Source organism: Micromonospora sp. RV43 (assembly GCF_001029515.1).
GTDB classification, from domain to species: Bacteria; Actinomycetota; Actinomycetes; order Mycobacteriales; family Micromonosporaceae; genus Micromonospora; species Micromonospora aurantiaca.
On the sequence record NZ_LEKG01000037.1, the window covers coordinates 21441 to 45503 of the forward strand.

The 24063-nt window shown below is 72.4% G+C and carries 19 protein-coding genes; 4 read left to right on the forward strand and 15 right to left on the reverse strand.

The features are described from left to right. Positions 1-108: 108 nt before the first annotated feature. From ilvC to ABD52_RS12140, 5 genes are all read right to left on the reverse strand, one after another. On the reverse strand, positions 109-1122 hold the full coding sequence (gene ilvC, locus ABD52_RS12125) for a ketol-acid reductoisomerase (protein ID WP_047891854.1): 1014 nt from the start codon (positions 1120-1122) through the stop codon (positions 109-111). A 58-nt stretch (positions 1123-1180) separates the two neighbouring features. Next, positions 1181-1696, reverse strand: coding sequence for an acetolactate synthase small subunit (gene ilvN, locus ABD52_RS12130; protein ID WP_013284504.1), 516 nt, complete (start codon positions 1694-1696; stop codon positions 1181-1183). Next, entirely contained in the window at positions 1693-1815 is a 123-nt protein-coding gene (locus tag ABD52_RS41405) for a hypothetical protein (RefSeq protein WP_013284503.1), read from the reverse strand. Before ABD52_RS41405 ends, ilvN begins: the two co-directional genes overlap by 4 nt. 2 nt (positions 1816-1817) lie before the next feature. After that, positions 1818-3713, reverse strand: a complete 1896-nt coding sequence (locus ABD52_RS12135; RefSeq protein ID WP_047891855.1) for an acetolactate synthase large subunit — start codon at positions 3711-3713, stop codon at positions 1818-1820. Between the two features lie 180 nt (positions 3714-3893). Then, a complete protein-coding gene (locus tag ABD52_RS12140) occupies positions 3894-6329 on the reverse strand; it encodes a bifunctional diguanylate cyclase/phosphodiesterase (RefSeq protein ID WP_047891856.1) in 2436 nt (811 codons plus the stop codon). Between the two features lie 110 nt (positions 6330-6439). Here ABD52_RS12140 and ilvD point away from each other — a divergent pair, with 110 nt between their 5' ends. Continuing rightward, entirely contained in the window at positions 6440-8287 is a 1848-nt protein-coding gene (gene ilvD / locus ABD52_RS12145; RefSeq protein ID WP_082171278.1) for a dihydroxy-acid dehydratase, read from the forward strand. An 82-nt stretch (positions 8288-8369) separates the two neighbouring features. Continuing rightward, a complete protein-coding gene (locus ABD52_RS12150) occupies positions 8370-9092 on the forward strand; it encodes a hypothetical protein (RefSeq protein WP_235437445.1) in 723 nt (240 codons plus the stop codon). A gap of 77 nt (positions 9093-9169) precedes the next feature. Here ABD52_RS12150 and ABD52_RS40175 read toward each other — a convergent pair whose 3' ends face one another. From ABD52_RS40175 to ABD52_RS12160, 3 genes are all read right to left on the reverse strand, one after another. Beyond that, positions 9170-9343, reverse strand: a complete 174-nt coding sequence (locus tag ABD52_RS40175; RefSeq protein WP_170215129.1) for a hypothetical protein — start codon at positions 9341-9343, stop codon at positions 9170-9172. Positions 9344-9434: 91 nt separating this feature from the next. Then, positions 9435-10829 (reverse strand): hypothetical protein, encoded by a 1395-nt coding sequence (locus ABD52_RS12155; protein WP_047891858.1) that lies wholly within the window; start codon positions 10827-10829, stop codon positions 9435-9437. Positions 10830-11048: 219 nt separating this feature from the next. Continuing rightward, a complete protein-coding gene (locus tag ABD52_RS12160) occupies positions 11049-11747 on the reverse strand; it encodes a TetR/AcrR family transcriptional regulator C-terminal domain-containing protein (protein WP_082171279.1) in 699 nt (232 codons plus the stop codon). A gap of 86 nt (positions 11748-11833) precedes the next feature. Here ABD52_RS12160 and ABD52_RS12165 point away from each other — a divergent pair, with 86 nt between their 5' ends. Next, the gene (locus tag ABD52_RS12165) at positions 11834-12508 is read left to right on the forward strand and encodes a DUF4386 domain-containing protein (RefSeq protein ID WP_047891860.1); all 675 of its coding nucleotides are present in this window, start codon (positions 11834-11836) and stop codon (positions 12506-12508) included. Here the strand turns inward: ABD52_RS12165 and ABD52_RS12170 are convergent. From ABD52_RS12170 to ABD52_RS12195, 6 genes are all read right to left on the reverse strand, one after another. Beyond that, the gene (locus ABD52_RS12170; protein ID WP_047891861.1) at positions 12505-14196 is read right to left on the reverse strand and encodes a SulP family inorganic anion transporter; all 1692 of its coding nucleotides are present in this window, start codon (positions 14194-14196) and stop codon (positions 12505-12507) included. The genes ABD52_RS12165 and ABD52_RS12170 overlap by 4 nt on opposite strands. Further along, on the reverse strand, positions 14193-14531 hold the full coding sequence (locus tag ABD52_RS12175) for a helix-turn-helix transcriptional regulator (protein ID WP_013284484.1): 339 nt from the start codon (positions 14529-14531) through the stop codon (positions 14193-14195). The genes ABD52_RS12170 and ABD52_RS12175 overlap by 4 nt, the downstream gene beginning before the upstream one ends. 78 nt (positions 14532-14609) lie before the next feature. Next, the gene (locus ABD52_RS12180) at positions 14610-17057 is read right to left on the reverse strand and encodes a glycoside hydrolase family 2 protein (protein WP_047891862.1); all 2448 of its coding nucleotides are present in this window, start codon (positions 17055-17057) and stop codon (positions 14610-14612) included. Further along, positions 17054-17914 carry a carbohydrate ABC transporter permease gene (locus tag ABD52_RS12185; protein ID WP_013474313.1) on the reverse strand — a complete coding sequence of 287 codons (861 nt, stop codon included), beginning with the start codon at positions 17912-17914 and terminating at the stop codon, positions 17054-17056. Before ABD52_RS12185 ends, ABD52_RS12180 begins: the two co-directional genes overlap by 4 nt. Continuing rightward, positions 17911-18924 carry a carbohydrate ABC transporter permease gene (locus ABD52_RS12190; protein ID WP_013284481.1) on the reverse strand — a complete coding sequence of 338 codons (1014 nt, stop codon included), beginning with the start codon at positions 18922-18924 and terminating at the stop codon, positions 17911-17913. Before ABD52_RS12190 ends, ABD52_RS12185 begins: the two co-directional genes overlap by 4 nt. 70 nt (positions 18925-18994) lie before the next feature. After that, entirely contained in the window at positions 18995-20278 is a 1284-nt protein-coding gene (locus ABD52_RS12195) for an ABC transporter substrate-binding protein (RefSeq protein WP_013284480.1), read from the reverse strand. A 350-nt stretch (positions 20279-20628) separates the two neighbouring features. Between ABD52_RS12195 and ABD52_RS12200 the strand changes: the two genes are divergently transcribed. Further along, positions 20629-21654 (forward strand): LacI family DNA-binding transcriptional regulator, encoded by a 1026-nt coding sequence (locus ABD52_RS12200; RefSeq protein ID WP_013284479.1) that lies wholly within the window; start codon positions 20629-20631, stop codon positions 21652-21654. Between the two features lie 11 nt (positions 21655-21665). Here ABD52_RS12200 and ABD52_RS12205 read toward each other — a convergent pair whose 3' ends face one another. After that, a complete protein-coding gene (locus ABD52_RS12205; protein ID WP_047891863.1) occupies positions 21666-23990 on the reverse strand; it encodes an EAL domain-containing protein in 2325 nt (774 codons plus the stop codon). Between the last annotated feature and the right edge of the window lie 73 nt (positions 23991-24063).

The following is a 24063-nucleotide window of genomic DNA, read 5'->3' on the forward strand; positions in this document are numbered from 1 at the left end:
CGGTGCGGGACGAGGCGTTACTCACCGTGTCCCAGCACGTGAACGAACGGCGGCCCGCGGCCGGACGCCGGGGAGAGCGTCGGGCCGCGGGCCGCACGAGGGAGAAGCTCAGGCGGTCTCGGTGATCGGCCGGTCGACCCAGCTCATCATGGCGCGCAGCTTCTGCCCGGTCTCCTCGATCGGGTGCGCCGCGCCCTCGGCCCGCCACTTGGCGAAGTTCGGCCGGCCGGCCTCGTCCTCGGCCACCCACTCGCGGGCGAACTCGCCGGACTGGATCTCACCGAGGATCTTGCGCATCTCGTCCTTGACCCGCGAGTCGATGACGCGCGGGCCACGGGACAGGTCGCCGTACTCGGCGGTGTCGGAGATGCTGTAGCGCATCCGGGCGATGCCGCCCTCGTACATCAGGTCGACGATCAGCTTCAGCTCGTGCAGGCACTCGAAGTAGGCCACCTCGGGCGCGTAGCCGGCCTCGGTGAGCACCTCGAAACCGGTCTGCACCAGCGCCGCCGCGCCACCGCACAGCACCGCCTGCTCGCCGAACAGGTCGGTCTCGGTCTCCTCGGTGAACGTGGTCCGGATCGCGCCGGCCCGGGTGCCGCCGATCGCCTTGGCGTACGCCAGGGCCAGGCCGAACGCGTTGCCGCTGGCGTCCTGCTCGACCGCGACCAGGCAGGGCACGCCCTTGCCGTCGACGTACTGGCGGCGGACCAGGTGACCGGGGCCCTTCGGGGCGACCATCGCCACGTCCACGTCGGCCGGGGGCTTGATCAGGCCGTACCGGATGTTGAAGCCGTGGCCGAAGAACAGCGCCTTGCCCGCGGCCAGATTCGGCGCGATGGCGTCGGCGTAGAGACCACGCTGGGCGGTGTCCGGCGCCAGGATCATGATCACGTCGGCCTCGGCCGCCGCCTCGGCGGGCGTGAGCACCCGCAGGCCCTGCTCCTCGGCCTTCGGCCGGCTCTTCGAGCCGGCGGGCAGGCCGATCACCACGTCGACGCCGGAGTCGCGCAGCGACAGCGCGTGCGCGTGGCCCTGGCTGCCGTACCCGATCACGGCGACCTTGCGGCCCTGGATCAGGCCCAGGTCGGCGTCGTCGTCGTAGAACACCTCAACGCTCATTGACTTCCCTTTCGTACGGCGGTGCCCGTCGGCCCGTCGAAAAACTTGTGGGTACGGATCAGGCGGCGCGCAGGGCCGGGCCGGCGGTGATGGCCCGCGAACCCCGCCCGATCGCCACGGTGCCGGACTGGACCATCTCCTTGATGCCGAACGGCTCCAGGTCGCGCAGCAGCGCGTCGAGCTTGTCCGGCGTGCCGGTGGCCTCGATGGTCAGCGTGTCCGGCGCGACGTCGACCACCCGGGCGCGGAACAGGCCGACCGTCTCCAGCACCTGGGCGCGGGCCGCGCGGTCCGCGCGGACCTTGACCAGCAGCAGCTCCCGCGCCACCGACACCTGCGGATCCAGCTCCACGATCTTGAGTACGTTGACCAGCTTGTTGAGCTGCTTGGTCACCTGCTCCAGCGGCGAGGACTCGGCGTTGACCACGATGGTGATGCGCGAGACGTCCGGGTTCTCGGTCTCGCCCACGGCGAGGCTGTCGATGTTGAACCCGCGCCGGGAGAACAGCCCGGAGACCCGGGCCAGGACACCCGGCTTGTTCTCCACCAGCACGGACAGCGTGTGCATAGTCATAGCTGTGCCTTCCTCGTCATGCCCTCATGGCCCTCGCTGCGCTCGGTGCATTCGGTCATGACCGGCACCTTCCTCGTCATGCCCTCATGGCCCTCGCTGCGCTCGGTGCATTCGGTCATGACTACAACTCGTCCTCGTCGAACGCGGGGCGCACACCCCTGGCGAACATGATCTCGTCGTTGCTGGTGCCGGCGGCGACCATCGGCCAGACCATCGCGTCCTTGCCGACCACGAAGTCGATGACCACCGGCGCGTCGTTGATCGCCATGGCCGCCTCGATGGTCTTGTCCACGTCGGCGGCGTTCTCGCAGCGCAGCCCGACGCAGCCGAGCGCCTCGGCGAGCTTGACGAAGTCCGGGATGCGGTGCTTGTGCGTGCCCAGCTCGGTGTTGGAGTAGCGCTCCCCGTAGAACAGGGTCTGCCACTGCCGCACCATGCCGAGGTTGCCGTTGTTGATCACGGCGACCTTGATCGGGATGCCCTCCAGCGCGCAGGTGGCCAGCTCCTGGTTGGTCATCTGGAAGCAGCCGTCACCGTCGACCGCCCACACAGTGGTGTCCGGCTTGCCGACCTTCGCGCCCATCGCAGCCGGGACGGCGTAGCCCATGGTGCCCAGGCCGCCGGAGTTGAGCCAGGTGTGCGGCTTCTCGTACGAGATGAACTGGCTGGCCCACATCTGGTGCTGGCCGACGCCCGCCACGTAGACCGCGTCCGGGCCGGCGATCTCGCCCAGCCGCTTGATCACGTACTGCGGGGAGAGCGTGCCGTCGGCCGGCTCCTCGAAGCCCAGCGGGTACCGCTCGCGCAGGTCGTCGAGCTGGGCCCACCAGTCGGTCAGGTCGGCCGGCGGGTGCGCGGCCTGCTCGGCGGTGACGGCGGCGATCAGCTCGTCGATCACGTGCCGCGCGTCACCCACGATCGGGACGTCGGCGTGCCGGTTCTTGCCGATCTCGGCCGGGTCGATGTCGGCGTGCACCACAGTCGCGTCCGGCGCGAACGAGTCCAGCTTGCCGGTCACCCGGTCGTCGAAGCGGGCGCCCAGCGCCACGATCAGGTCGGCCTTCTGGAGGCCGTAGACCGCGGCGACGGTGCCGTGCATGCCGGGCATGCCCAGGTGCTGGCGGTGCGAGTCGGGGAACGCGCCCAGCGCCATCAGCGTGGTGACCACCGGGATGCCGGTCTGCTCGGCCAGCTTGCGCAGCCCCTCGGTGGCGCCGGCCTTGAGCACGCCGCCGCCGACGTAGAGGACCGGGCGGCGGGCGGCGGTCATCAGCCGGGCCGCCTCGCGGATCTGCTTGCCGTGCGGGTGCAGCGTCGGCCGGTAGCCGGGCAGGTCGAGCGTGGGCGGCCAGGAGAACGTCGCCGGCGCCTGGAGCACGTCCTTCGGGATGTCGACGAGCACCGGGCCGGGCCGGCCGGTCGCGGCCAGGTGGAACGCCTCGGCCAGCACGCGGGGGATCTCGTCGGCGGTCTGCACCAGGAAGTTGTGCTTGGTGATGGGCAGCGTGATGCCCTGGATGTCCGCCTCCTGGAAGGCGTCGGTGCCGATCGACGGCCGGGCCACCTGCCCGGTGATCGCCACCATCGGGACCGAGTCCATGTACGCGTCCGCGATCGGCGTCACCAGGTTCGTCGCGCCCGGGCCGGAGGTGGCGATGCAGACGCCGACCCGGCCGGTGGCCTGCGCGTAGCCGGTGGCCGCGTGCCCGGCGCCCTGCTCGTGGCGGACCAGGATGTGCCGGACCGTGGAGTCGTAGAGCGGGTCGTAGGCGGGCAGGATCGCGCCGCCCGGAATGCCGAAGACCACGTCGACGCCGAGCGCCTCCAGCGACCGCACGAGCGAACCGGCGCCCGAGACCTCCGCGGTGGCGGGCTCCCGTACGGGCGTCTCGGTGGTGGCGGCCGCCGGGACGGTACGGCCGGGGCGGGCGGCGGGGTCGGAGTCACCGGCCGCGCCGGTGCCGGAGCGGGCACGGCGGGCGGAGTGGGCGAGGGTCTCTGGCGTGGGTCTCGTCATGGCGGTTCAAGCCTTCGGAAGTGAGTGGGTGACGCGCTTCTCAGGATGGGACGGGGAGGTCCCGGCGATGGTCCGACGGCAACAAAAAAGCCCACGTGCAGGATGCACGGGGCCAGCGCACTCTCGGTGGGAGAGTGCGCTCAGGTAAGTACTCGCGGCGACCGGTTCGACGACATGCGGCTAAGCCTGACGCATCTCACGCGATGAGTCAACTGATCCCACATTTTGGTTCACGGACGTGGGCGTGTCGGTCGCCGCGACCCCCTCCGCGCCCGGCGCCACCTGCGAAGATCCCTCCATCGAGGGACGCGGGGCGGGCGGGTTGTTGCGCAGCCGGGGCAGCAGCGGCGACGGGGCGCGCGCCGGCGCGGGCGGCGGCACCGGCGGCATCGCGGTGTGCCGGTTGCCGGGCGCCGTGGCCGCCTCCAGCATCGCCTCCAGGTGCTCGGCCGGTACGCCCCAGCCGAACAGCGCGCCCTGGCCGAACCGGCACCCGGCGGCCACCACCGCGGCCAGCTCGGTCGGGTTGGTGACGCCCTCGGCGATCACCTCCAGCCCCAGCTGGTGCCCCAGGCGCATGACGATGTCGACCATCGGGGCGAACGCCGGACCGTCCCGCCCGACCGGCCGGACCGGCTCATGCTCGGCGACCAGACTGTGGTCGATCTTCAGGATGTCGATCGGCAGCCGCCGGAGCTGGCCGAGCGACGAGTAACCGGCGCCGAAGTCGTCGAGTGCGATCCGGACGCCGGTCAGCCGCAGCGCGGTGAGCCGCCGGATCAGCTCGTCCAGGTCGGTGGCGACCGCGTGCTCGGTCACCTCCAGCACCAGCCGCTGCGGCGGCACGTGGTGCGCGCGCAGCGCGTCGGCGACCTGGACCACGTACTCGGGGGCGTGCAGCTCGCGCGGCGACACGTTCACCGACACCCAGACGTCGTGCCCGTCGGCCAGCCAGCGGGAGAGCTGGTAGCAGGCCTGGTGCAGCACCCACGCGCCGAGCTTGGCGATCATCCCGCACTCCTCGGCGAGCGGGATGAACTCGTCCGGCCGGACGTTGCCCAGCTCCGGGTGCCGCCAGCGCAGCAGCGCCTCCGCGCCGACCGGCCGCACCGACGGCAGCGAGGCCACCGGCTGGAAGACCAGCCGCAGCTCGTCGCGCTCGATCGCGCCGCGCAGCTCGTGCTCCATCCGGGTACGCCGGCTCAGCAACTGGTCGTAGGTGGCGTCGTAGCGCTCGATCCGGTTCTTGCCCCGCTGCTTGGCGTAGCGCAGCGCCAGGTCGGCGTTGCGCAGCAGCAGCTCGACGTCCTGCTCACCGTGCCCGGCGGCCACGCCGATGCTCACCGACAGGAAGACCGGCCCGTCCCCCTGCTCGTACGGGCGGCCGAGCACCCCGAGCAGGCGGTCCGCGACCGGGCCGGGGTCGGCCGACCCGTGCATCAGCACCGCGAACTCGTCACCACCGAGCCGGGCGGCCAGGTCGCCCGGGCGCAGGTTGCCCCGCAGCCGTCGCCCCACCTCGATCAGCACCGCGTCGCCGACGTCGTGCCCGCGCATGTCGTTGACGTTCTTGAAGCCGTCGAGGTCGAGCCCGAGCAGCACGCACGGCACGCCCGCCTCGGCACTGCGGTGCAGGGCACGCAGCAGCCCGCGCCGGTTCGCCAGCCCGGTCAGCGGGTCGGTGTGCGCCAGCTCGCGGAAGTGCGCCTCCCGCTCGGCCAGCCGGATGGCGTAACCGCGGACGTCGTTGAGGGCGAGGTACTGCCGGGTCACCAGGGCGAACCCCTCGACCGTGCCGGCCACGATGGCGTACCCGTCGAACCCGCCGCCCTGCACCAGGTGGTAGATCGCGGAGGCGGCCATGGCGAACATCGGCACGAAGGCGTACTCGCCGTCGCGGCGGATGAAGTCGACGTCGAGCTGCGTCAGATCGGCCCGGCGCCCGGCCACGGCGGTGGCCAGCAGACCGGCGGCGGTCAGCACCGCGCCGGTGAGCACCATGCCCGGGCCGGCCTGGCAGAGCCCGGCGGACACGGCCAGCCCGCCCGCCGTCACCGCTATCGCGCCGGCGGCGAGCAGCGTGAGCCATCCGCGCGGCGGCGCGACCCGCAGCACGACGATCACTGTGAGCCCCGTGGTGAGCGCCGCGCTCACGGTGGCCAGCACGATCGGCAGGCAGGCGACGGGTGTGGCGTCGCCGAGCAGCCGGGTCGGCTCGCTGAACGCCACCCAGCCGACGAACCAGAGCGCGCTGCCCATGATCAGGCCGTCGAGCAGCAGCCGGGCGGTGGCGGCCCGGGTCGCGGCCGCGCCGGGCAGCCGCAGGACGGCGGCGCCGAGGCCGAGCGCGGCGAGCGTCGTACCGGCGGCGACGAGGACCGCCCACCCGGTCCGCTGGCCCTGCCGGTGCGCCCAGTGGTCACCGGCGGCCAGCAGACCGCCGAGGCCGACCAGGAGGCTGAACAGGGCGGCGCAGGCGGCGACCGCGAGCAGCAGGTGAGCCGGCCGGCGGGGGCCGGTGCGGCGCCGCACCGACGCAACGAGCAGCACGGCGGCACCGGCCGCGGCGATCCCGCTCAACACCGCGACGGTGACCATCCCCGGGGACGACTGCACGCGTCAACTCTGCCGGATGAGCGCCTCCCGTGGGGGACCGGGTGTGCAACTGTTGGGACACAGGGTGCGCGCGGCGGAGTCGCCGCGCGGATGGTGTCAGACTGGTTGTCATGCCTGAGCTGCGGTCGAGGACCTCCACCCATGGTCGGACGATGGCCGGCGCCCGGGCCCTCTGGCGGGCCACCGGGATGACCGACGACGACTTCGGCAAGCCGATCGTCGCCATCGCGAACAGTTTCACCCAGTTCGTACCCGGTCACGTCCACCTCAAGGACCTCGGTGGCCTGGTCGCCGACGCGGTGGCCGAGGCCGGCGGCGTCGGCCGGGAGTTCAACACGATCGCCGTGGACGACGGCATCGCCATGGGCCACGGCGGCATGCTCTACTCGCTGCCCAGCCGGGAGCTGATCGCCGACGCGGTGGAGTACATGGTCAACGCGCACTGCGCGGACGCCCTGGTCTGCATCTCCAACTGCGACAAGATCACCCCGGGCATGCTGCTGGCCGCGCTGCGGCTCAACATCCCGACCGTCTTCGTCTCCGGCGGCCCGATGGAGGCCGGCAAGACGGTGGCGATCGAGGGCGTGGTGCACTCCAAGATCGACCTGATCGACGCCATGATCGCCTCCTCGAACGAGGCGGTAACCGACGACCAGCTCGGCGAGATCGAGCGCTCCGCGTGCCCGACCTGCGGCTCCTGCTCCGGCATGTTCACCGCCAACTCGATGAACTGCCTCACCGAGGCGATCGGCCTGGCCCTGCCGGGCAACGGGTCGACGCTCGCCACCCACGCCGCGCGGCGGTCGCTGTTCGTCGAGGCCGGGCGCACCGTCGTCGAGATCGCCAAGCAGTGGTACGAGAACGACGACGCCTCGGTGCTGCCGCGCTCGATCGCCGGCCGGGAGGCGTTCGAGAACGCGATCGCCCTCGACGTGGCGATGGGCGGCTCCACGAACACCGTGCTGCACCTGCTCGCCGCCGCCCGCGAGGCGGAGCTGGACTTCGGCGTGGCCGACATCGACGCGATCTCCCGCCGGGTGCCGTGCCTGGCCAAGGTCGCCCCGAACTCCCCGAACTACCACATGGAGGACGTGCACCGCGCCGGCGGCATCCCGGCCATCCTCGGTGAGCTGGACCGCGCCGGGCTGCTGCACCGCGACGTGCGGTCGGTGCACTCCCCCAGCCTCGACAAGTGGCTGGCCGACTGGGACGTGCGCGGCGGCACGGCCCGGCCGGAGGCGGTCGAGCTGTTCCACGCCGCGCCGGGCGGAGTGCGCACCACCGAGCCGTTCTCCACCACCAACCGCTGGTCGTCGCTGGACACCGACGCGGCCGGCGGCTGCATCAGGGACCGGGAGAACGCGTACAGCGCGGACGGCGGCCTGGCCATCCTGCACGGCAACCTCGCGCCGGCCGGCTGCGTGGTGAAGACCGCCGGTGTGCCCGAGGAGTGCCTGACGTTCCGCGGCCCGGCCAAGGTCTACGAGTCGCAGGACGACGCGGTGACCGCGATCCTCGCCAAGGAGATCGTCGCCGGGGACGTGGTGGTGATCCGCTACGAGGGCCCGAAGGGTGGCCCCGGCATGCAGGAGATGCTCTACCCCACCTCGTTCCTCAAGGGCCGTGGGCTGGGCCGCTCCTGCGCGCTGCTGACCGACGGCCGGTTCTCCGGCGGCACCTCCGGTCTGTCCATCGGGCACGTCTCCCCGGAGGCGGCCTCGGGCGGGCTGATCGCGCTGGTCCGCGACGGCGACGAGATCGTCATCGACATCCCGGGCCGGTCGATCGAGCTGAACGTGCCCGGCGACGAGCTGGAGGCGCGGCGGGTGGCCGAGGAGAAGCGGGACCGTCCGTACACCCCGGTCGACAGGCAGCGTCCGGTGTCGGCGGCGCTGCGCGCGTACGCGTCGATGGCGACCTCGGCCAGCGACGGCGCCTACCGTCGCGTCCCGGAGTGACGTAAGGAAGGGCCCCTTCTTAACGCCTCCGGTAGAGGAGGGGGCCCTTCTTAACGCCCGCGCGCCGGTAACCTCCGGCGGCGTGGAGACGACGGTGAGCTACGCGCGACTGGTCCGGCCGGCGATCGACCGGGTGTACGTGGGCGCCCGGTGGGGAGCCCGTGCCCGGATGGAGGCGTTCTACGCCGAGCGCGGCTGCACACTCGGCGCGGAGAACAGCTTCTTCTCCGGCGTGCTGGCCCGGCCGATGCCCGCCGAGGCGCTGGCCGACGGCCTGATCTACACCTCCGGAAGCATGAACGAGGAGCTGGAGCAGGGCGTCGTGGTCCGGGACGCCGACGGCGCCTGGCACCTCACCGACCTCGGCCGCGAGCTCACGCTGTTCGCCCAGCGGGCCACCGGTGAGGCAGCCGAAAAACTGTGGTCGATGCTGCCCGGTGTGCTGCCCGGTCTGCGCATCGTGCCCCGCCTCGCCGACCTGGTCGGCCGGGTGCTGACGCACGCGCAGGCCACCGGCGGGCCGGTGTTCCGGGCGATGTCCCCGCCGTACGAGCCGGAGGGTGCCTCCCCGGCGCTGCTGCTGGTCACCCGGCTGGGCTCGCTGCGCCACCACCGCGCCGACGCGCACCGGGCCGCGTGGCGGGCCGCCGGGCTGACCGCCGAGGGGATCCGGGCGCTGCCGGACGGCCCGGAGCGCGCGGCGATCGAGGCGGACACCGACCGCCGCGACGAGCCGGCGTACGCGGTGCTCACCGAGGCCGAGCGGTGGGAACTGCTGGCCGGCCTCGCCGCCCTCCCCAGCTGACGGCCCGCGGCCTGCGCCGCCATCGGGTGGAACGTCATGGGTGTCTCCGGACCCGTTTGACACCCATGACGTTCCACTCACTGCTGGGTGGGGTCCTCCTCGGCCGGTGCGGTGCCGTCGATGGGCAGGCCGAACTCCGCCGGTGAGTTCTCGTCGGTGCCGTCCAGGTCCGCGTGCGGGTCCTCCGGGGTGACGTCGTCGGGGTCGGCGCCTCCGGCGTGCAGCTCGGACAGTTCAACCGGATCAGTCATGCCGTCCTGGTACCCGCCGGGCGCCGCCCGAACCCGCCCGTCCGTCAGGGCTGGACGAAACGCTCCCCCCGCTACGGGCGGAACGGCGGGGTCACTCGCCGGGGCGGTCCGAGGAACCAGAGCCGCCGGGCGTTCCCTCGGTGTCGAACTCGGGGCTGTCCTGGGAGGAGATCGCGGTGGAGACGAGGCTGGAAGCGACCGGCTGAACGGGGATCACGTCCTCCGACGTACGCAACCGGGGCGGCGCGGGCATCCACGGCTTGAGGTTCTGGATGATCTGCTCGTAGAAGTCGTCGACGGCGTGCAGCACGGAGTCGATAAAGGCGCCCCGACCACCGCCACGCTTGGTTCCCGCAGCCGTGCTCTGGGCGATACGGAATGCTCGCAGCTCGCGCGAGGGGTCGGTGATGAGCGTCGTGGGCTCGGCGCGTACCTGGCGGAGGAGATCGGTGGCGCCACCTCCTCGGGCGTGCATGGCGAATGCCTCGATCCGGACCGTGTCCGGCGCGTCCTTCAGTTGACGGACCAGCCAGTTCACCCGGGTGGTCGGCCGGCCCGACCGGGGAGCGTCGACATCGACGTGGCAGACGATCTGCCCGGCCCGCAGATCGGCCGTCACGTGCAGGTGCCCGACCGCGCCCGGAATCCGGATGCTGCCGCTCAGGGTGCCGGCGCTGGCGAGTTGGTTGGCGAGCGACTGGGTGCGCGCCGCCGGATCGGCGAGGTCGCGGCGGCTCAGCGCGGGAGTCACGTCGGTGCCCAACTGTCGGCCGAGCCGGAGGCACGCGTAACGGATCAAGGCGTCGAAGCGCCCGGCGACCTGCGCCGCGGCACTGTCGCCGGCCCGCAATGTCCCGGCCGACACCCCGTCCCGCACCTGCACCCAGGCCGGCCCCATGTCGCTGAACTCGAGAGCGCCCGAACGCGGGTGTTCGAGGTATCGGATCAGCTCGCCCAGAACCCATGCCTGATCCGGGTCTGCGACGCCGCGGTATTCCTTCTGGATCACGGCCTGGGTCAGGATCTCCGTCCAGGGCAGGTGATACAGGGCGACCTTGCGCAGTTTCCGGCGATCGACTGTCGTCGGATGCTGACCCGGAACGGGAGCGATCTCGTTCGAGATCGTGATGAGGGCATCGAATCCCTGCTCCCGCGCGATGTCCAGGTAGGCCTCCAACTGCTCGGATCGCAGCGGGTTACTGCCGGTCTTCACCTCCACGAGCGCGGTCCACTGGCGTTGCCCCCTCGTGACGCGGATGAGGCCGTCCGGAAAGAGTTGCTGGTTTCCGATTTTGAACGGAACCTCGATGAAGGTCTGCACGACTCCGGCCGGCGCGCCGAAGGACTGGGTCAGGACACGCCCGAACTCCCGGACCGCGCTCATCACCGCCAGCAGGGCGGAGGTCGCCCGGCGTTCCTGCTCCTCGGCGCCGTTGATACCCGAAGTAGGAATCAGACGTGCCGCGAGCCAGGTTTCCTCAGACATAAGTGACTCCTCGTGAATGCGGTGGTACGAGAAGTTACTCGCGAGCCCGGTCGAAAAGCGGCGCGACCATTGGCGCGTACGAACGAAAAGAGTTGGCCGGTCGGATGTCGAGCGATCCATCCCGGCCGAAAGCGAATGCCGGACGGATACGCGGTCTCATCAGTTCGGCTTTCGTCGGCTTCTCAGTCCGATACCTGACTGCGAATGGCACGGGCCGGGTCAAGGGCTCGGGCGGTGTCGCTCCAGGCCGTCGAAGAGCAGGTCGAGGGTGAACTCGAACTCGGTCTGAGAATCGCACCACCCGAGCGTCGGATCTGCCACGTCGTGCGTCTCGGCGGCGACCATCGCGGCCAGGTGCGGCAACCGCTCGGCCAGCGCCACCATCTCGGCCTCCGCCGCGTCGGCCTCCCCGCCCGCGTCCGGCCGGAACACCTCCTGCGCGAAGCCGAGCGCCAGGCTGCCGAAGGCGTGCAGCGCCCGGTGGGCGATCCGGTACGAGAAGCCGCCCTCGACGAGCGTGGCGAGGATGCCGTCGTAGTAGGCGTACACCCCGGCGGGGACGGTCGGGCGGGAGCTGAGCAGCGCCGGGGCCCACGGGTGCCGCAGCATGACCGCACGCGCGGCGAGGAAGCGCAGCCGCAGCCGGGTACGCCAGTCACCGCCGGGCGCGTCGGCCTCGGCCCGTTCGGCGGCTGCGGTGATCTCGGCGGCGACGGCGTCCACGAGGCCGTCGAGCAGTCCGGCCTTGCCGGGCAGGTGGTGGTAGAGCGACATGGCCTCGACGCCGAGTTCGGCGGCGAGCCGGCGCATCGTGAGCGCCGCCATCCCCTCGGCGTCGACCAGGGCGATCGCGCTGGCCAGGGCCCGCTCGCGGCTGAGCGGCTCCCGAGGCTTCCTCGCTCCCATGCGGCTTCCCATCTCCCTTGACCTTACAACGTATGGTTGGCCTTACGACGTAAGGCGACCCCCGCCGCGGCACGTCGATCACCCCCGAAGGAGCCGCCATGCACCAGCTGATCCGTACCGCCCGGGTGACCGGGCTGTTCTACCTCGGGCTCGCCGTCACCGGCGCCCTGGGGTTCCTCACCGTCCGTCGCATGCTCTTCGACGCCGACGACGCGGGCACGACGCTCGCCAACCTGGTGGCCCACGAGCCGCTGGCCCGCCTCGGCATCGCCCTCGAACTACTGGTCGTCCTCACCCAGACGCTCACCGCGGTCTGGTTCCACCGCCTGTTCCGTACTGTCGACGGCACCGCCGCGGGCAGCATCGCCGCCTTCGGGCTCGTCAACGCCGTCGCGATCCTCGGCAGCGCCGCCGTCCTCGCGACGGCCTTGCAGGTCGCGACCGGCGGGCCGGGCGACGCCGGCACCGTCCAGCTGCTCTACCTGGTCAGCGGGAACCTGTGGGAGGTGGGCGGGCTCTTCTTCGGCCTCTGGCTGGTGCCGATGGGCTGGTGCGTGCTCCGGTCGGGCTGGCTGCCCCGGCCGCTGGGCTGGGTCCTCGTCGCCGGTGGTGTCGGCTACGTGCTCATGACGTTCGTCGCGTACCTCGCCCCCGGCGCCGGCGCCGCCGGCGACCTGCTGGTGATCCCCGCCACTGTGGGCGAGGTCTGGATCCTCGGCTACCTGATCATCTTCGGCGTGCGCAGGCGGGCACTCGAAGGGACCGAAGCCTAGGCCGGGCTCGCGGCGAGGGCGACACCCCGGGCGTACCGGATGGCGGCCGGGGTGTCCGCGAACACCAGGCCCTCGCGGCGCAGCTCGTCGGCGACGCCGAGCGTGCTGAGCACCTGGTCGTGGCCCGGGGTGATGCCGGAGAGCAGCACCGTGATCCCCCGGCCGCGCAGCCGGGCGATGGCGTCGCCGAGCACCTGGGCACCGGTCGCATCGATGGTGGAGACGCGGGACATGCGCAGGATCACCACCCGCACGTCGGCCACCTCGGCCAGTTCCAGCAGGAACGTGTGCGCGGCGGCGAAGAACAGCGGCCCGTCCAGCCGGTACGCCACGATGTGCTCGGCGAGCAGCGCGTGTTCCTCGTCGCTGTGCTCGCCGGTGTCCAGCGGCACCTGTTCCAGCTTGGCGCTGCGGGCCACCGCGCGCAGCGCCAGGACGACCGCGACCGCGAGCCCGACGACCACTGCTGTCACCAGGTCCCAGATCACCGTGACGGCGAACGTCAGCACCAGCACCACCGCGTCGGCGCGGGTGGCCCGCATCAGCGCGAGCAGGGAGGCCGCCTCCACCATCCGTACCGTGGTGGCGAGCAGCACCCCGGCCAGGGCGGCCAGCGGGATACGGCCGACCAGCGGGGCGGCGGCGAGCACGATCGCGGCGAGGGCCACCGCGTGGGTGAGCGCCGCGAGCTTGGAGGACGCCCCGGCGCGGACGTTCACCGCCGTACGGGCGATGGCGGCGGTCGCCGGGATGCCGCCGAAGACCGGGGAGGCGAGGTTGGCCAGGCCCTGGCCGAACAGTTCCCGGTCCGGGTCGTGCCGCTCGCCGACCGTCATGCCGTCCGCCACAGTGGCGGAGAGCAGGCTCTCCAGGGCGGCGAGCGCGGCCACGGCGAGGGCGCTCGGCAGCAGTACGCCCAGCGCGTCGAGGTCCACGAAGTCCAGCGACGGCGCGGGCAACCCTTGCGGCAGCTCGCCGATCCGGGCCAGGTCGATCGGGGCCAGCTCGGCGAGCAGCGTCGCGGCGGCCACCCCGACCAGGGAGAACGGCACGGCGGGCCGCCATCGGCCGCCGAGCAGCATCAGTGCCGCCACGCCGAGCGCCACAGCGATCGCGGCGGGCCGGGGGTGCGCGGCGAACCGGGCGACCGCGTCGGCGGCCACCGCCCACACCTTCTCGCCGTGCGCGGCGGTGACGCCGAGCGCGGCCGGCACCTGTTGCAGCGCGATGACCACGGCGATGCCGGCGGTGAAGCCCTCGATCACCGGGGCCGGCAGGTAGCGGACGTACCGGCCGAGGCGGGCCACTGCGAGCGCGATCAGGATCAGCCCGGCCAGCGCGCCGACCATCAGCACGCCACCGGCGCCGAACTGCTGCACCACGGGCACCAGCACGACCGTCATGGCCCCGGTGGGACCGGAGACCTGGAGGTTGGAGCCGCCGAAGACCGCCGCGACGGCCCCGGCGACGACGGCGGTGACCAGGCCGGCCTGCGCCCCGAGCCCGGAGGTGACGCCGAAGGCGAGCGCCAGGGGCAGCGCCACCACGGCGACGGTGAGCCCGGCGAGCAGGTCGCGCCGGGGTGAGCGGCGCGCGTTCTGCCAGTCGGCCCGGCCGGGCAGCAGCCCGGCGAACAGCCGGCCCGCCCGGCGTACGGCGTCACCGGCGCGAAGGGCAGCCGCGCTCACCGGTCCGTCCCGGAGGCCCGCAGTTCGTCCAGCAGGGCATCCCGGTCGGTGAGGACCGCGCCGAGGATGCGCCGTCCGGCGGCGAGCAGGTCGGCCACGTCGGGGGTGCTGAGCGCGTACATGACCAGCGGGCCGTCCCGGTACGAGGTGACCATGCCGGCGCGGCGCAGCACGGCGAGCTGCTGGGAGAGGTTCGACGCCTCCACGTCGATGGCGGCGAGCAGGTCGCGGACCGGCTTCGGCCCGTCCTGGAGCAGTTCGAGCACCCGGATGCGCACGGGGTGCCCGAGGGTGCGGAACAGCTCCGCCTTGGCCTGGTACAGCGGCACCGACATGACTCACCTCTCCGACGACTCTGAAGACTTTAGCACTTGCAGAAATCTTCAAATCGATGGAGATGCGGGTATGGCCCCTCAGACGAGGTCGTTGACGCAGCGCAGCACCGGGCGGCGGGTGAGCGCGTCGGCGTCGAGCGGGCCGGGCGCGTGCACGGTGAACGTCGCGCTCTCCCCCGGCAGCAGCGTCACCAGCGCCCGGTCCACCTGCGCGGCCGGATCGAGGCGATCAGGGAACAGCGTCAGGTCGCGCAGCACGGTCCGGGCGGTCACCCGGACCCGCCGGCCGCCGTCGACCGGCTCGACAGTCGCGTCCCACTGCGCCGCCGGCCACCGCACGTCGCGGTCCTCGGCGAAGAACCACAGCGCGCGCTCCGCGGTGTCCCCGGCGTCCGCGACGAGCAGTTCCGCGCGGCCGTCGTCCGGCCGCGTTAGCTCCGCCGGCAGCGCCAGCACCACCGAGGAGTACGCGGGGACGTCGAGGTCGACCGAGGTCTTCGCCCTCGGCTCCCCGGTGAGCGCCAGCCGGGTGACGGTGGCCGGCCCGCTCCACGCCCGATCGGTCTCGTTCACCGCCACCAGCGCCAGCCCGCCGTCGCGCGGCTGCACCGTCAGCAGCCGGTCGGCGTAGGCGCGGCGCAGCGCGTACCAGAGGGGTTTGCGGCGGCCGTCGCCGTCGATCGCCGACCAGGACGTGACCGGCCAGCAGTCGTTCAGCTGCCACACGACGGTGCCGGTGCAGACCGGCCGGTGCGAGCGGAAGTGCTCCACGCCGAGCTGGATGGCGCGGGCCTGGTTGAGCTGGGTGAGGTAGTGCCAGTCGTCGAAGTCGGCGGGCGGCGGCAGGTGGGCGTCGAGCCCGCGCCGGAGCTTGCCGTCCCCGTCCGCCGCCTTCTGGTGGTGTGCCATGCCCGGTGAGTCGTGCGTGAGCGGGTCGTCGGAGAGTGCCCGGCGCAGCGTCGCGTACGCGGGCGGCGCCTGGTAGCCGAACTCGGCCACGAAGCGTGGAACGTAGTCCCGGTAGCGCGTGTAGTCGTCGGTGTTCCACACGTCCCAGATGTGCGTGGTGCCGTGCGCCGGGTCGTTGGGGTGGACGTCCTCGCTGCCGGACCAGGGGCTCCCCGGCCAGTACGGGACGGTCGGGTCCAGCTCCCCGACGATCGCGGGCAGCAGGTCCAGGTAGTAGCCGCGTCCCCAGGTGCGTCCGGCCAGGGGCTCCTGCCAGTCCCAGTCGTGCCAGCCCCAGATGTTCTCGTTGTTGCCGGTCCAGAGCACCAGCGACGGGTGCCCGGCGAGGCGTGTCACCTGCTCCCGCGCCTCCGCCTCGACCTCGGTGCGGAACGGCTCCTCCTCCGGATACGCGGCGCAGGCGAACAGGAAGTCCTGCTGCACCAGCAACCCCGTCTCGTCGGCGAGGTCGTAGAAGTCGTCCGACTCGTACCGGCCGCCGCCCCAGACGCGCAGCAGGTTGACGTTCGCGCCGGCCGCCTGGCCGAACCGCTCCGCGAGGCGCTCCCGGGTGACCCGGTTGGGGAACGCGTCGTCGGGGATCCAGTTGACGCCCTTGACGAACACCGGCACGTCATTGACGTGCAGCGTGAACGGGGTGCCGTGGGGGTCGGGCGTGGTGTCCAGCCGGACCGAACGGAACCCGATCCGGCGGGCGGCGGCGTCCAGCTCCCGGCCGTCGGCGCCGTGCAGGGTGACGTCGAGGTCGTACCGGGGCTGGTCGCCGTACCCGATCGGCCACCACAGCGCGGGGTCCGCGACGGTGAGCGTCACGACGGCGGTCCGCTCCCCCGCCGGTACGGCGACGTCGGCGGTGACCCCGGCGACGGCGGCGCGGACGGTCAGCGGCTCGTCGCCGGCCCGCTCGACCTGCACGTGCAGCTCGACCCGGCCGACGTCGTCGGCCACCGTGACAATCGGCCGGACCGACGCGAGCCGGGCGGTGGACCAGGCGTGCAGGCCGATGTCGCGCCAGATGCCGGCGGTGACGAGCGTCGGCCCCCAGTCCCAGCCGAAGTTGCATGCGGTCTTGCGGATGAAGTGGAACGGCTCCGGGTACGCGTTGGGCCGGTCACCGAGCCGGTCCCGGTGCGCCTCGGCGTACCGGTACGGGGAGTCGAAGCGTACGGCGAGGGTGTTGCCGTCCGGGCGCAGCAGCGCGCGGACGTCGAAGCGGTACGAGCGGTGCTGGTTCTCGGTGCGGCCGACCTCGACGCCGTTGAGCGTGACGGTGGCGACCGTGTCGAGGCCGGCGCAGACCAGGTCGACCCGCTCGTCGTCACCGGGCTGCCCGGCGAACGTGGTCTCGTAGACCCAGTCGGTGCGGCCGATCCAGGTGAGGCGGTTCTCGTTGTCGTCCAGGTACGGGTCGGGGATGAGGCCGGCCGCGAGCAGGTCGGTGTGGACGCAACCGGGGACCGTCGCCGGCACCGCCGTCCCGGCGATCTCCGGCGGCACCGCCGGCCCGGGCTCGGCCCGTAGCGTCCACCCCTCGTGCAGCAGCGTTCGACGGCTCACGACTTCACCGCGCCTTCCATGATTCCGCGGACGATCTGACGTCCACCGATGAACAGCATGACCAGCAGGGGAACGGTGGCGATGAACGCGCCCGCGAGCACCCGCCGGTAGATCACGTAGTTGCCGCTGGCCAGGTCGGAGACCGCCACCATCGACGTCGGGTAGTCGGTGCCGCTGAGCGTGATCAGCGGCCACTGGAAGTCGTTCCAGGTGGCCACGAACGTGAGCAGGCCGAGCACCGCCAGGGCCGGGCGGATGGCCGGGAGCACGATGGTCGCGTACACCCGCATGGTCGTGGCGCCGTCGACCCGGGCCGACTCGATCAGCTCGTCCGGGACGGTGTTCACGATGAACTGCCGCATGTAGAACACGCCGAACGCGGTGACCAGGCCGGGCGCGATGACGGCGAGCAGCGTGCCGTTCCAGCCGAGCTCGCCCATCACGATGTAGAGCGCGACGATGCCGAGCTGGTTGGGCACGGTGAGGGTGAGCACCACGAACAACATCAGCGCGCGGCTGCCCTTGAAGCGCAGCTTGGCGAAGGCGAAGCCGGCCAGCGAGCAGAAGAACAGCACCGAGGCGGTCACCACCACCGAGACGATGACGCTGTTGACCAGTGATGCGGCGAAGTAGACGTCCTGGAGGGAGAAGACCTCGTCGACGTTGGTGAGGAAGCGGTCGCCGGGGATCACCGCCGGTGGCAGCTTCGCCAGCGCCTCGTCGTCGCTGGTGGCGATGACGAACATCCAGTAGAGCGGGAACGCGGCGAACAGCATGCTCACCGCGAGGAGCAGGTAGGTCCAGAGCCCGGCCGGGGTGTCCTGTGGCGCCCGGGCCACCACGCGTCGCGTCGTCACCGGCGGCCTCCGGAGAGTCGGTTGGTCAGGAGGTAGTTGACGCCTGCGACGACCAGGATGATCAGGAACAGCGCCCAGGACATCGCGGCGGCGTACCCGAGGTTGAGGTCCTTCCAGCCGACCTTGTAGATGAGCTGGGCGATGGTCTGCCACTCGCCGTCCGGCCCGCCGGTCGCGGCCTGGGCGTTCGGGTCGAACAGCATCGGCTCGGTGAACAGCTGCAACCCGCCGATGGTGGACAGGATGACCGTGAACAGGACCACCGGCTGGATCATCGGGACGGTGATCCGCCAGAGCTGCTTCCACGGCCCGGCGCCGTCGATCGCCGCGGCCTCGTAGACGTCGCGCGGGATGGACTGCATGGCGGCCAGATAGAGCAGCGCGTTGTAGCCGATCCACTTCCAATTGACCATGGTGGCGATGGCGATCCAGGCGTGCAGCTTGTCCGCCCGCCAGTCGATCGGGTCGTCCGGGCCGCCGATGCCGAGCAGGCCGAGCGCCCAGTTCGCCATGCCGAAGTCGCGGGAGAAGAAGACGCTGAACACCATCGTCGAGGCCACGATCGGTGTCACGTACGGCAGCAGCACGCCCACCCGCCACCACGTCTGCGCCCGCAGCTTGCGGTTGAGCAGCGACGCGACGAGCAGCGCGAGCAGCAGTTGCGGCACGGTGGAGAGCAGGAAGATGCCGAACGTGTTGTAGAGGGCGTTCCAGAAGTCCTCGTCGGCGAACAGGCGGCTGAAGTTCTCGGCGCCGGCCCAGTACGGCAGCGTCGGGTCGTCCAGCCGGTAGTTGCGCAGCGACACGACCGCGTTGAACAGCAGCGGGAACAGCCCGAACACGAGGAAGAGCAGGAAGAACGGCGCGATCATCAGGTACGGCATGTACCGCATGTCGAAGCGGTACAGCCGGTCGCGCCAGGTCATCCGCCGGTCGCCGGCGCCGGTACGGCCGCGCTTGCGCGCGGGTGGGCGGCCGGGCGGCGCGGGCGCGGCACGGGTGCTGGACATCGGTTCACTCCAGGGCCGGGAGATCGGACGGTGACGGGGCGGACCGGGCCGCCCCGTCACCGCTGACACGTCAGGACTTGGCGGCCTTCTCGGCCTCCTTGACCGCCTCGGACCAGGCGGCGTCGGACTTGAGCGACTTGTTCTCCACCCGCCGGATCACGTTCTCCACCGCCACCCGGGTCGGGCCGTTCTTCCGGCCCAGGTACTGCGGGGTGAGACCCTGCGCCATCTTCGGGAAGATCTGGCCGACCGGGGCGTCGTTGAAGAACGGGTTCTTGAAGTCGGCGATCGCCGGGTCGGTGTAGAGCGCCGGCTGCGACGGCAGGTTGCCGACCTTCTTGAAGATCTCGATCTGCTGCTCCGGCGCGACCAGCCAGGTCAGCAGCTTGTACGCCTCGTCGACGTTCTTGCCCTGCTTCGGCAGCGTCAGGAAGGAGCCACCCCAGTTGCCGCCGCCACCCGGTACCGCGGCGATGTCCCACTTGCCCTCGGTGCCCGGCGCGGTGTCCTTGATGTGGCCGAGCATCCAGGCCGGGCAGGCGAGCACCGCGAACGCGCCGCTGGTGAAGCCCTTGTCCCAGTCGGCCTGGAAGCTGACCAGGTTGGCCGACAGCCCGGCGCCCACGGCCTTGACCGTGTAGTCGAACGCCACCTTCGGGCCCTGCTCCATCCGGAGCTGGTCCTGCTCGTCGTAGAAGCCGACCGGCTGCTGGCCGAGGATCGGGTTGAACAGGTTGGTGCCCGCGTCGATGAACTTCTTCTTCGTCGTGGCGGTGTACTGCTGGCCGACCTCGATGAACTTGTCCCACGTGGGCCAGAGCGCTGACACCTGGTCGCGTTCGGTGGGCAGGCCGGCGGCCTTGAACAGGTCGGTGCGGTAGCACATGGCCAGTCCGCCGACGTCGGTGCCGAGGCCGATCTGCGTCTTGCCGTCGGCCGACAGCGACTGCTTCCACTTCCAGGGCAGGTACTTGCTCTCGTACGAGCCGGCGCCCTTGTCGAGCAGGTTGACGAACTTGTCGGACTGGCTGCGGAACTGGACCATGAAGCCCTCGTCGATCGCCGCGATGTCCGGCGCCCCGTTGCCGGCGACGAGCTTCTTCTGCAGGTCCTCGTGCTGGGCGTTGTACTCGCCCGAGTTGAGCTGGATCTTGACGTTCGGGTGTTCGGCCTCGTACTTGGCCTTCAGATCCTGGAGCCCGAAGTCGCCCCAGAAGTTGATTTTCAGCGTGACCTGACCACCGGCCGAGTCCGAGCCGCCGGTGGTGCTCCTGCCGCTACAGGCGGCGATCATGACCAGGCTGACGGCACCGACGGCGGCCACGCGCGCCAGGTGCGTCCAGGACCGTTTCATGTCATCCTCCGCGCCGAATGGGAACGCTCCCGATATCGAGGAACGTTGACTGAACCGGATAAGTGAGGCCACCGTACGGTTCACCTTCAGGGCTGTCAACGGGCGGTTACCGATGTGCCCGTCCGGTAACCTCGCCGCCGCTCACGACTGCCGTTCACGGCCGTCCAGGGCGGGTGCCGGGCGATCGGCGCTCTAAGCTGAACCGCACAAGCGACGGCCGCCGGAACCCGTCCACCGCCACCCGCCGGTGGCACCCGGGACCGGCGCGGCGTGCAGTAGCGTCACCAGACGCCGGTGACCCGGCGACCGAGAACGCCCGCGAGGGCCGGACACAGTGGAGGAACGCTTCGGTGAAGCGGCCGACCATCGCCGACGTCGCCCGGCGCGCCGGGGTCTCCAAGGGCGCGGTGTCGTACGCGCTCAACGGCCAGCCCGGTGTCTCCGAGGCGACCCGGCAGCGGATCCTCGCCATCGCCGCCGAGATCGGCTTCCGTCCGAGCAGCGCCGCCCGCGCACTGTCCGGCGCCACCGCCAAGGCGGTCGGGCTGGCGCTGTGCCGCCCCGCCCGGATACTCGGCATCGAGCCGTTCTTCATGGAGCTGATCAGCGGCGTCGAGGCCGAACTGTCGGCCCGCTCGTACGCGCTCACGCTCCAGGTGGTCAGCGACCAGGAGGCCGAGATCGCTGTCTACCGGCGGTGGTGGGCCGAACGCCGGGTGGACGGTGTGCTCGTCTGCGACCTGCGCACCGACGACCGGCGGGTGCCGGCACTGGAGGAACTGCAACTGCCGGCGGTGGTGATCGGCGGCCCCGGGCACACCGGCGGCCTGGCGAGCGTCTGGGCCGACGACGCGGCGGCCCTCGTCGAGACGGTGGAGTACCTGGTCGCGCTCGGCCACCGGCGCATCGCCCGGGTCGGCGGGTTGCCCACGCTGCTGCACACCGAGATCCGCACCGAGGCGTTCACCGGCGTGTGCCGGCGGCTCGGGCTGGACGAGGCGACCACCGTCTGGTCCGACTACACCGGTGAGGAGGGCGCGCGCGCAACCCGCCGGCTGCTCAGCTCCGCCGGCCGCCCCACCGCGGTGATCTACGACAACGACGTGATGGCGATCGCCGGGCTCTCGGTGGCCCAGGAGATGGGCCTCACCGTGCCCGGTGACCTGTCCATCGTGGCCTGGGACGACTCGCCGCTCTGCCGGCTGGTGCACCCGCCGCTCACCGCGCTGGGCCGGGACATCCCGGCGTACGGCGCGCACGCCGCCCGGCAGCTCCTTGCCGTGATCGCGGGCGAGCCGGCAGCCGTCGTGCAGGACGAGACGGCGCACCTGACGCCGCGCGGCAGCACCGCCCCACCTCGTACGACGACCCGCTGAACCGGTTCAGCTCATCGGGCGGTGGACGGATACTCCTCGAACCACGCCTCGACCCGCTCGGCGGTCGCCGGCCGGGCCAGCGCGAAGCCCTGGCCGTACCGGCAGCCGGCCCGCCGCGCACCGGCCACCTGCCCCTCCGACTCCAGCTCCTCGACCACCAGCTCCACGCCGAGCCGGTCGGCCAGGTTCGCCACCACGTCGATCAGCGGGCGCTGACCGTCCCCACCCGGGCCGACCAGGTGCGGACCCACCTTGAGCAGGTCGATCGGCAGCCGGCGGAGCTGCGCGAGCGAGGCGTGCTCGGCCCGGAAGTCGTCGAGCGCGATCCGTACACCGATCGACCGCAGGCCGGCCAGCCGGGCCACCACTGTGGACAGCTCCAGTCCCACCACCGGCTCGGCCACCTCCACCACCAGCCGTTCCGGTGCCACGTCGTACGCGGCCAGCGCGGTCGCGGTACGCGCCACGAAGTCCGGCGCGGCCAGCTCGCGCGGCGTCACGTTCACCGCCATCCACAGCTCGCGGCCGCCCTCCGACCACGCGGCGAGCTGGCGGCAGGCCCGGTCCAGCACCCACCGCCCGATCTCGCCGGTCAGGTCCAGGTCGGCCGCCACCGGCAGCAGCTCCGCCGGGAGCACTGTGCCCAGCGCCGGGCTGCGCCAGCGCAGCAACGCCTCCGTACCCACCGGCATCCGGTCGGCGAGCGCCACCACCGGCTGGTAGACTAGGTCCAGCTCACCGCGCGCCACCGCGCCGGGCAGCTCCCGCTCCAGATCCAGGCGGCGGACCAGCTGCTCCTCCAGGTAGGCGTCGTACCACTCGACCCGGTCCCGGCCGAGCTGCACCGCCCGGCGGCGGGCCAGGTCCGCCTGGCGCAGCACGTCCTCCGGATCGCCGCCGCTGGTCTCGGCCAGCCCGACGCTCACCCCGAGCCGGGCGACGCCTCCGGGCCGGGGGTACGGCTCGGCCAGCGCCGCCAGCAGCCGCAGGCCGAGCGCGTACGCGAGCACCGGCCCGAGATCGGTGAGGACGGCGTACTCGGTGTCGCCGAGCCGGGCCACCAGATCGTGCGTCTCGGAGCTTGCCCGCAGCCGACGCGCGGCCTCGCTGAGCACCGGCCCCTCCGGCACTGCGCCACCCACCCCGTGCAGGTCGACGACGAGCAGCCCGCCGCCACTGCGTTCCGCCATCGCCCGGACCAGATCCGCGCGGGTCAGCGGCACGGGCTCCACCGGCCGGGAGTCCGGTCCGAGCCGGCGCCGCAACCACGCCTCGCGGGCCGCGAGCCGTTGCACCCGGCGGCGCTGGTCGGCGGCGGCGAGCAGCTCACCCACCATGATCGGCGGAATGACGGCCAGGCCCAGGGCCATCGCGGCGGTACTGAACTCCCCCGCCGTACCCAGGTGGATCCCGGCGGCCAGCGCGGCGATCCCGGCCGGCGCGGTGAGGCGGGGCCAGGCGGCCGGCGCCGCGTCCCGGCCCGGCCGCTCACCGCCCGAGGTACGCCGGGCGCCTGCGGCCGTGAGCAGCGCCCCGGCCACCAGGGGTGCCGCGACGAGCGGCAGCGCCCGGTCCGGCGCGCCGTAAGCCAGCAGCACCACCAGTAGCGTCAGCCCGCCGAGCGTCAGGGCGGCCCCGGCGTGGCAGCGCGCGGCGCCCGGCCGGCGGCGGCGTTCGGCGACGGCCGCCACCGCGAGCACGGCGAGCACCACCGCGCCGCCCGCCGCCACCATTCCGGCCACGGCCGGGACCGGGCCGCCCGGCAGCAGCATCCAGCCCGCGAAGACCAGGCTGACGCCGAGCGCCAGCACGTCGACGGTACGGCGCACCAGTTCCGGGCCGGACAGCCGCGATCGGCCGGGCAGGCGCAGCAGGGCCGTCACGTGCAGCGCCCCGGTGAGGCACAGCCCGGCCAGCGCGATCGGCAGCCGGTGGGCGGCGTCGCTCAGCGGCAGCACCGCGACGGTGAGCCCGGCGACCAGGACGGCGCTGTCCAGGATGGCGGCGACCCGGCGGGACAGCGCAGCCCGGCGAGCCCGTCGACCGGTCCTCGGGCCGAGCGCCGTCGCGCCGTGCGTCACGGCGAGGTCCGGCGCTTCGCCCGTCGGTTCGGGACGGCCGGTCGGCGCGCGGTGGCCGTTCGGCGCGGGACGGTCGGGCGGCGCGGGACGGTCGGGCGGTGCGGGACGGTCGGGCGGTGTGGCGGCTCCGGCCAGCCAGGCGAGCCGGACGCAGGCGAGGGCGAAGCCTCCGGCGACGGCGAGCGCGGCGGCTGCGGGGCCGGGCAGGGCACCGGCGACGCCGGCGAGGAGGAAGGCCGTGCCGACGAGTGACACGGCGACATCGGGCAGGACTGATCGCCGACGGGGAACGGCGGGAGGGGGGACGGGCACGGCGGTCGCCTTCGTG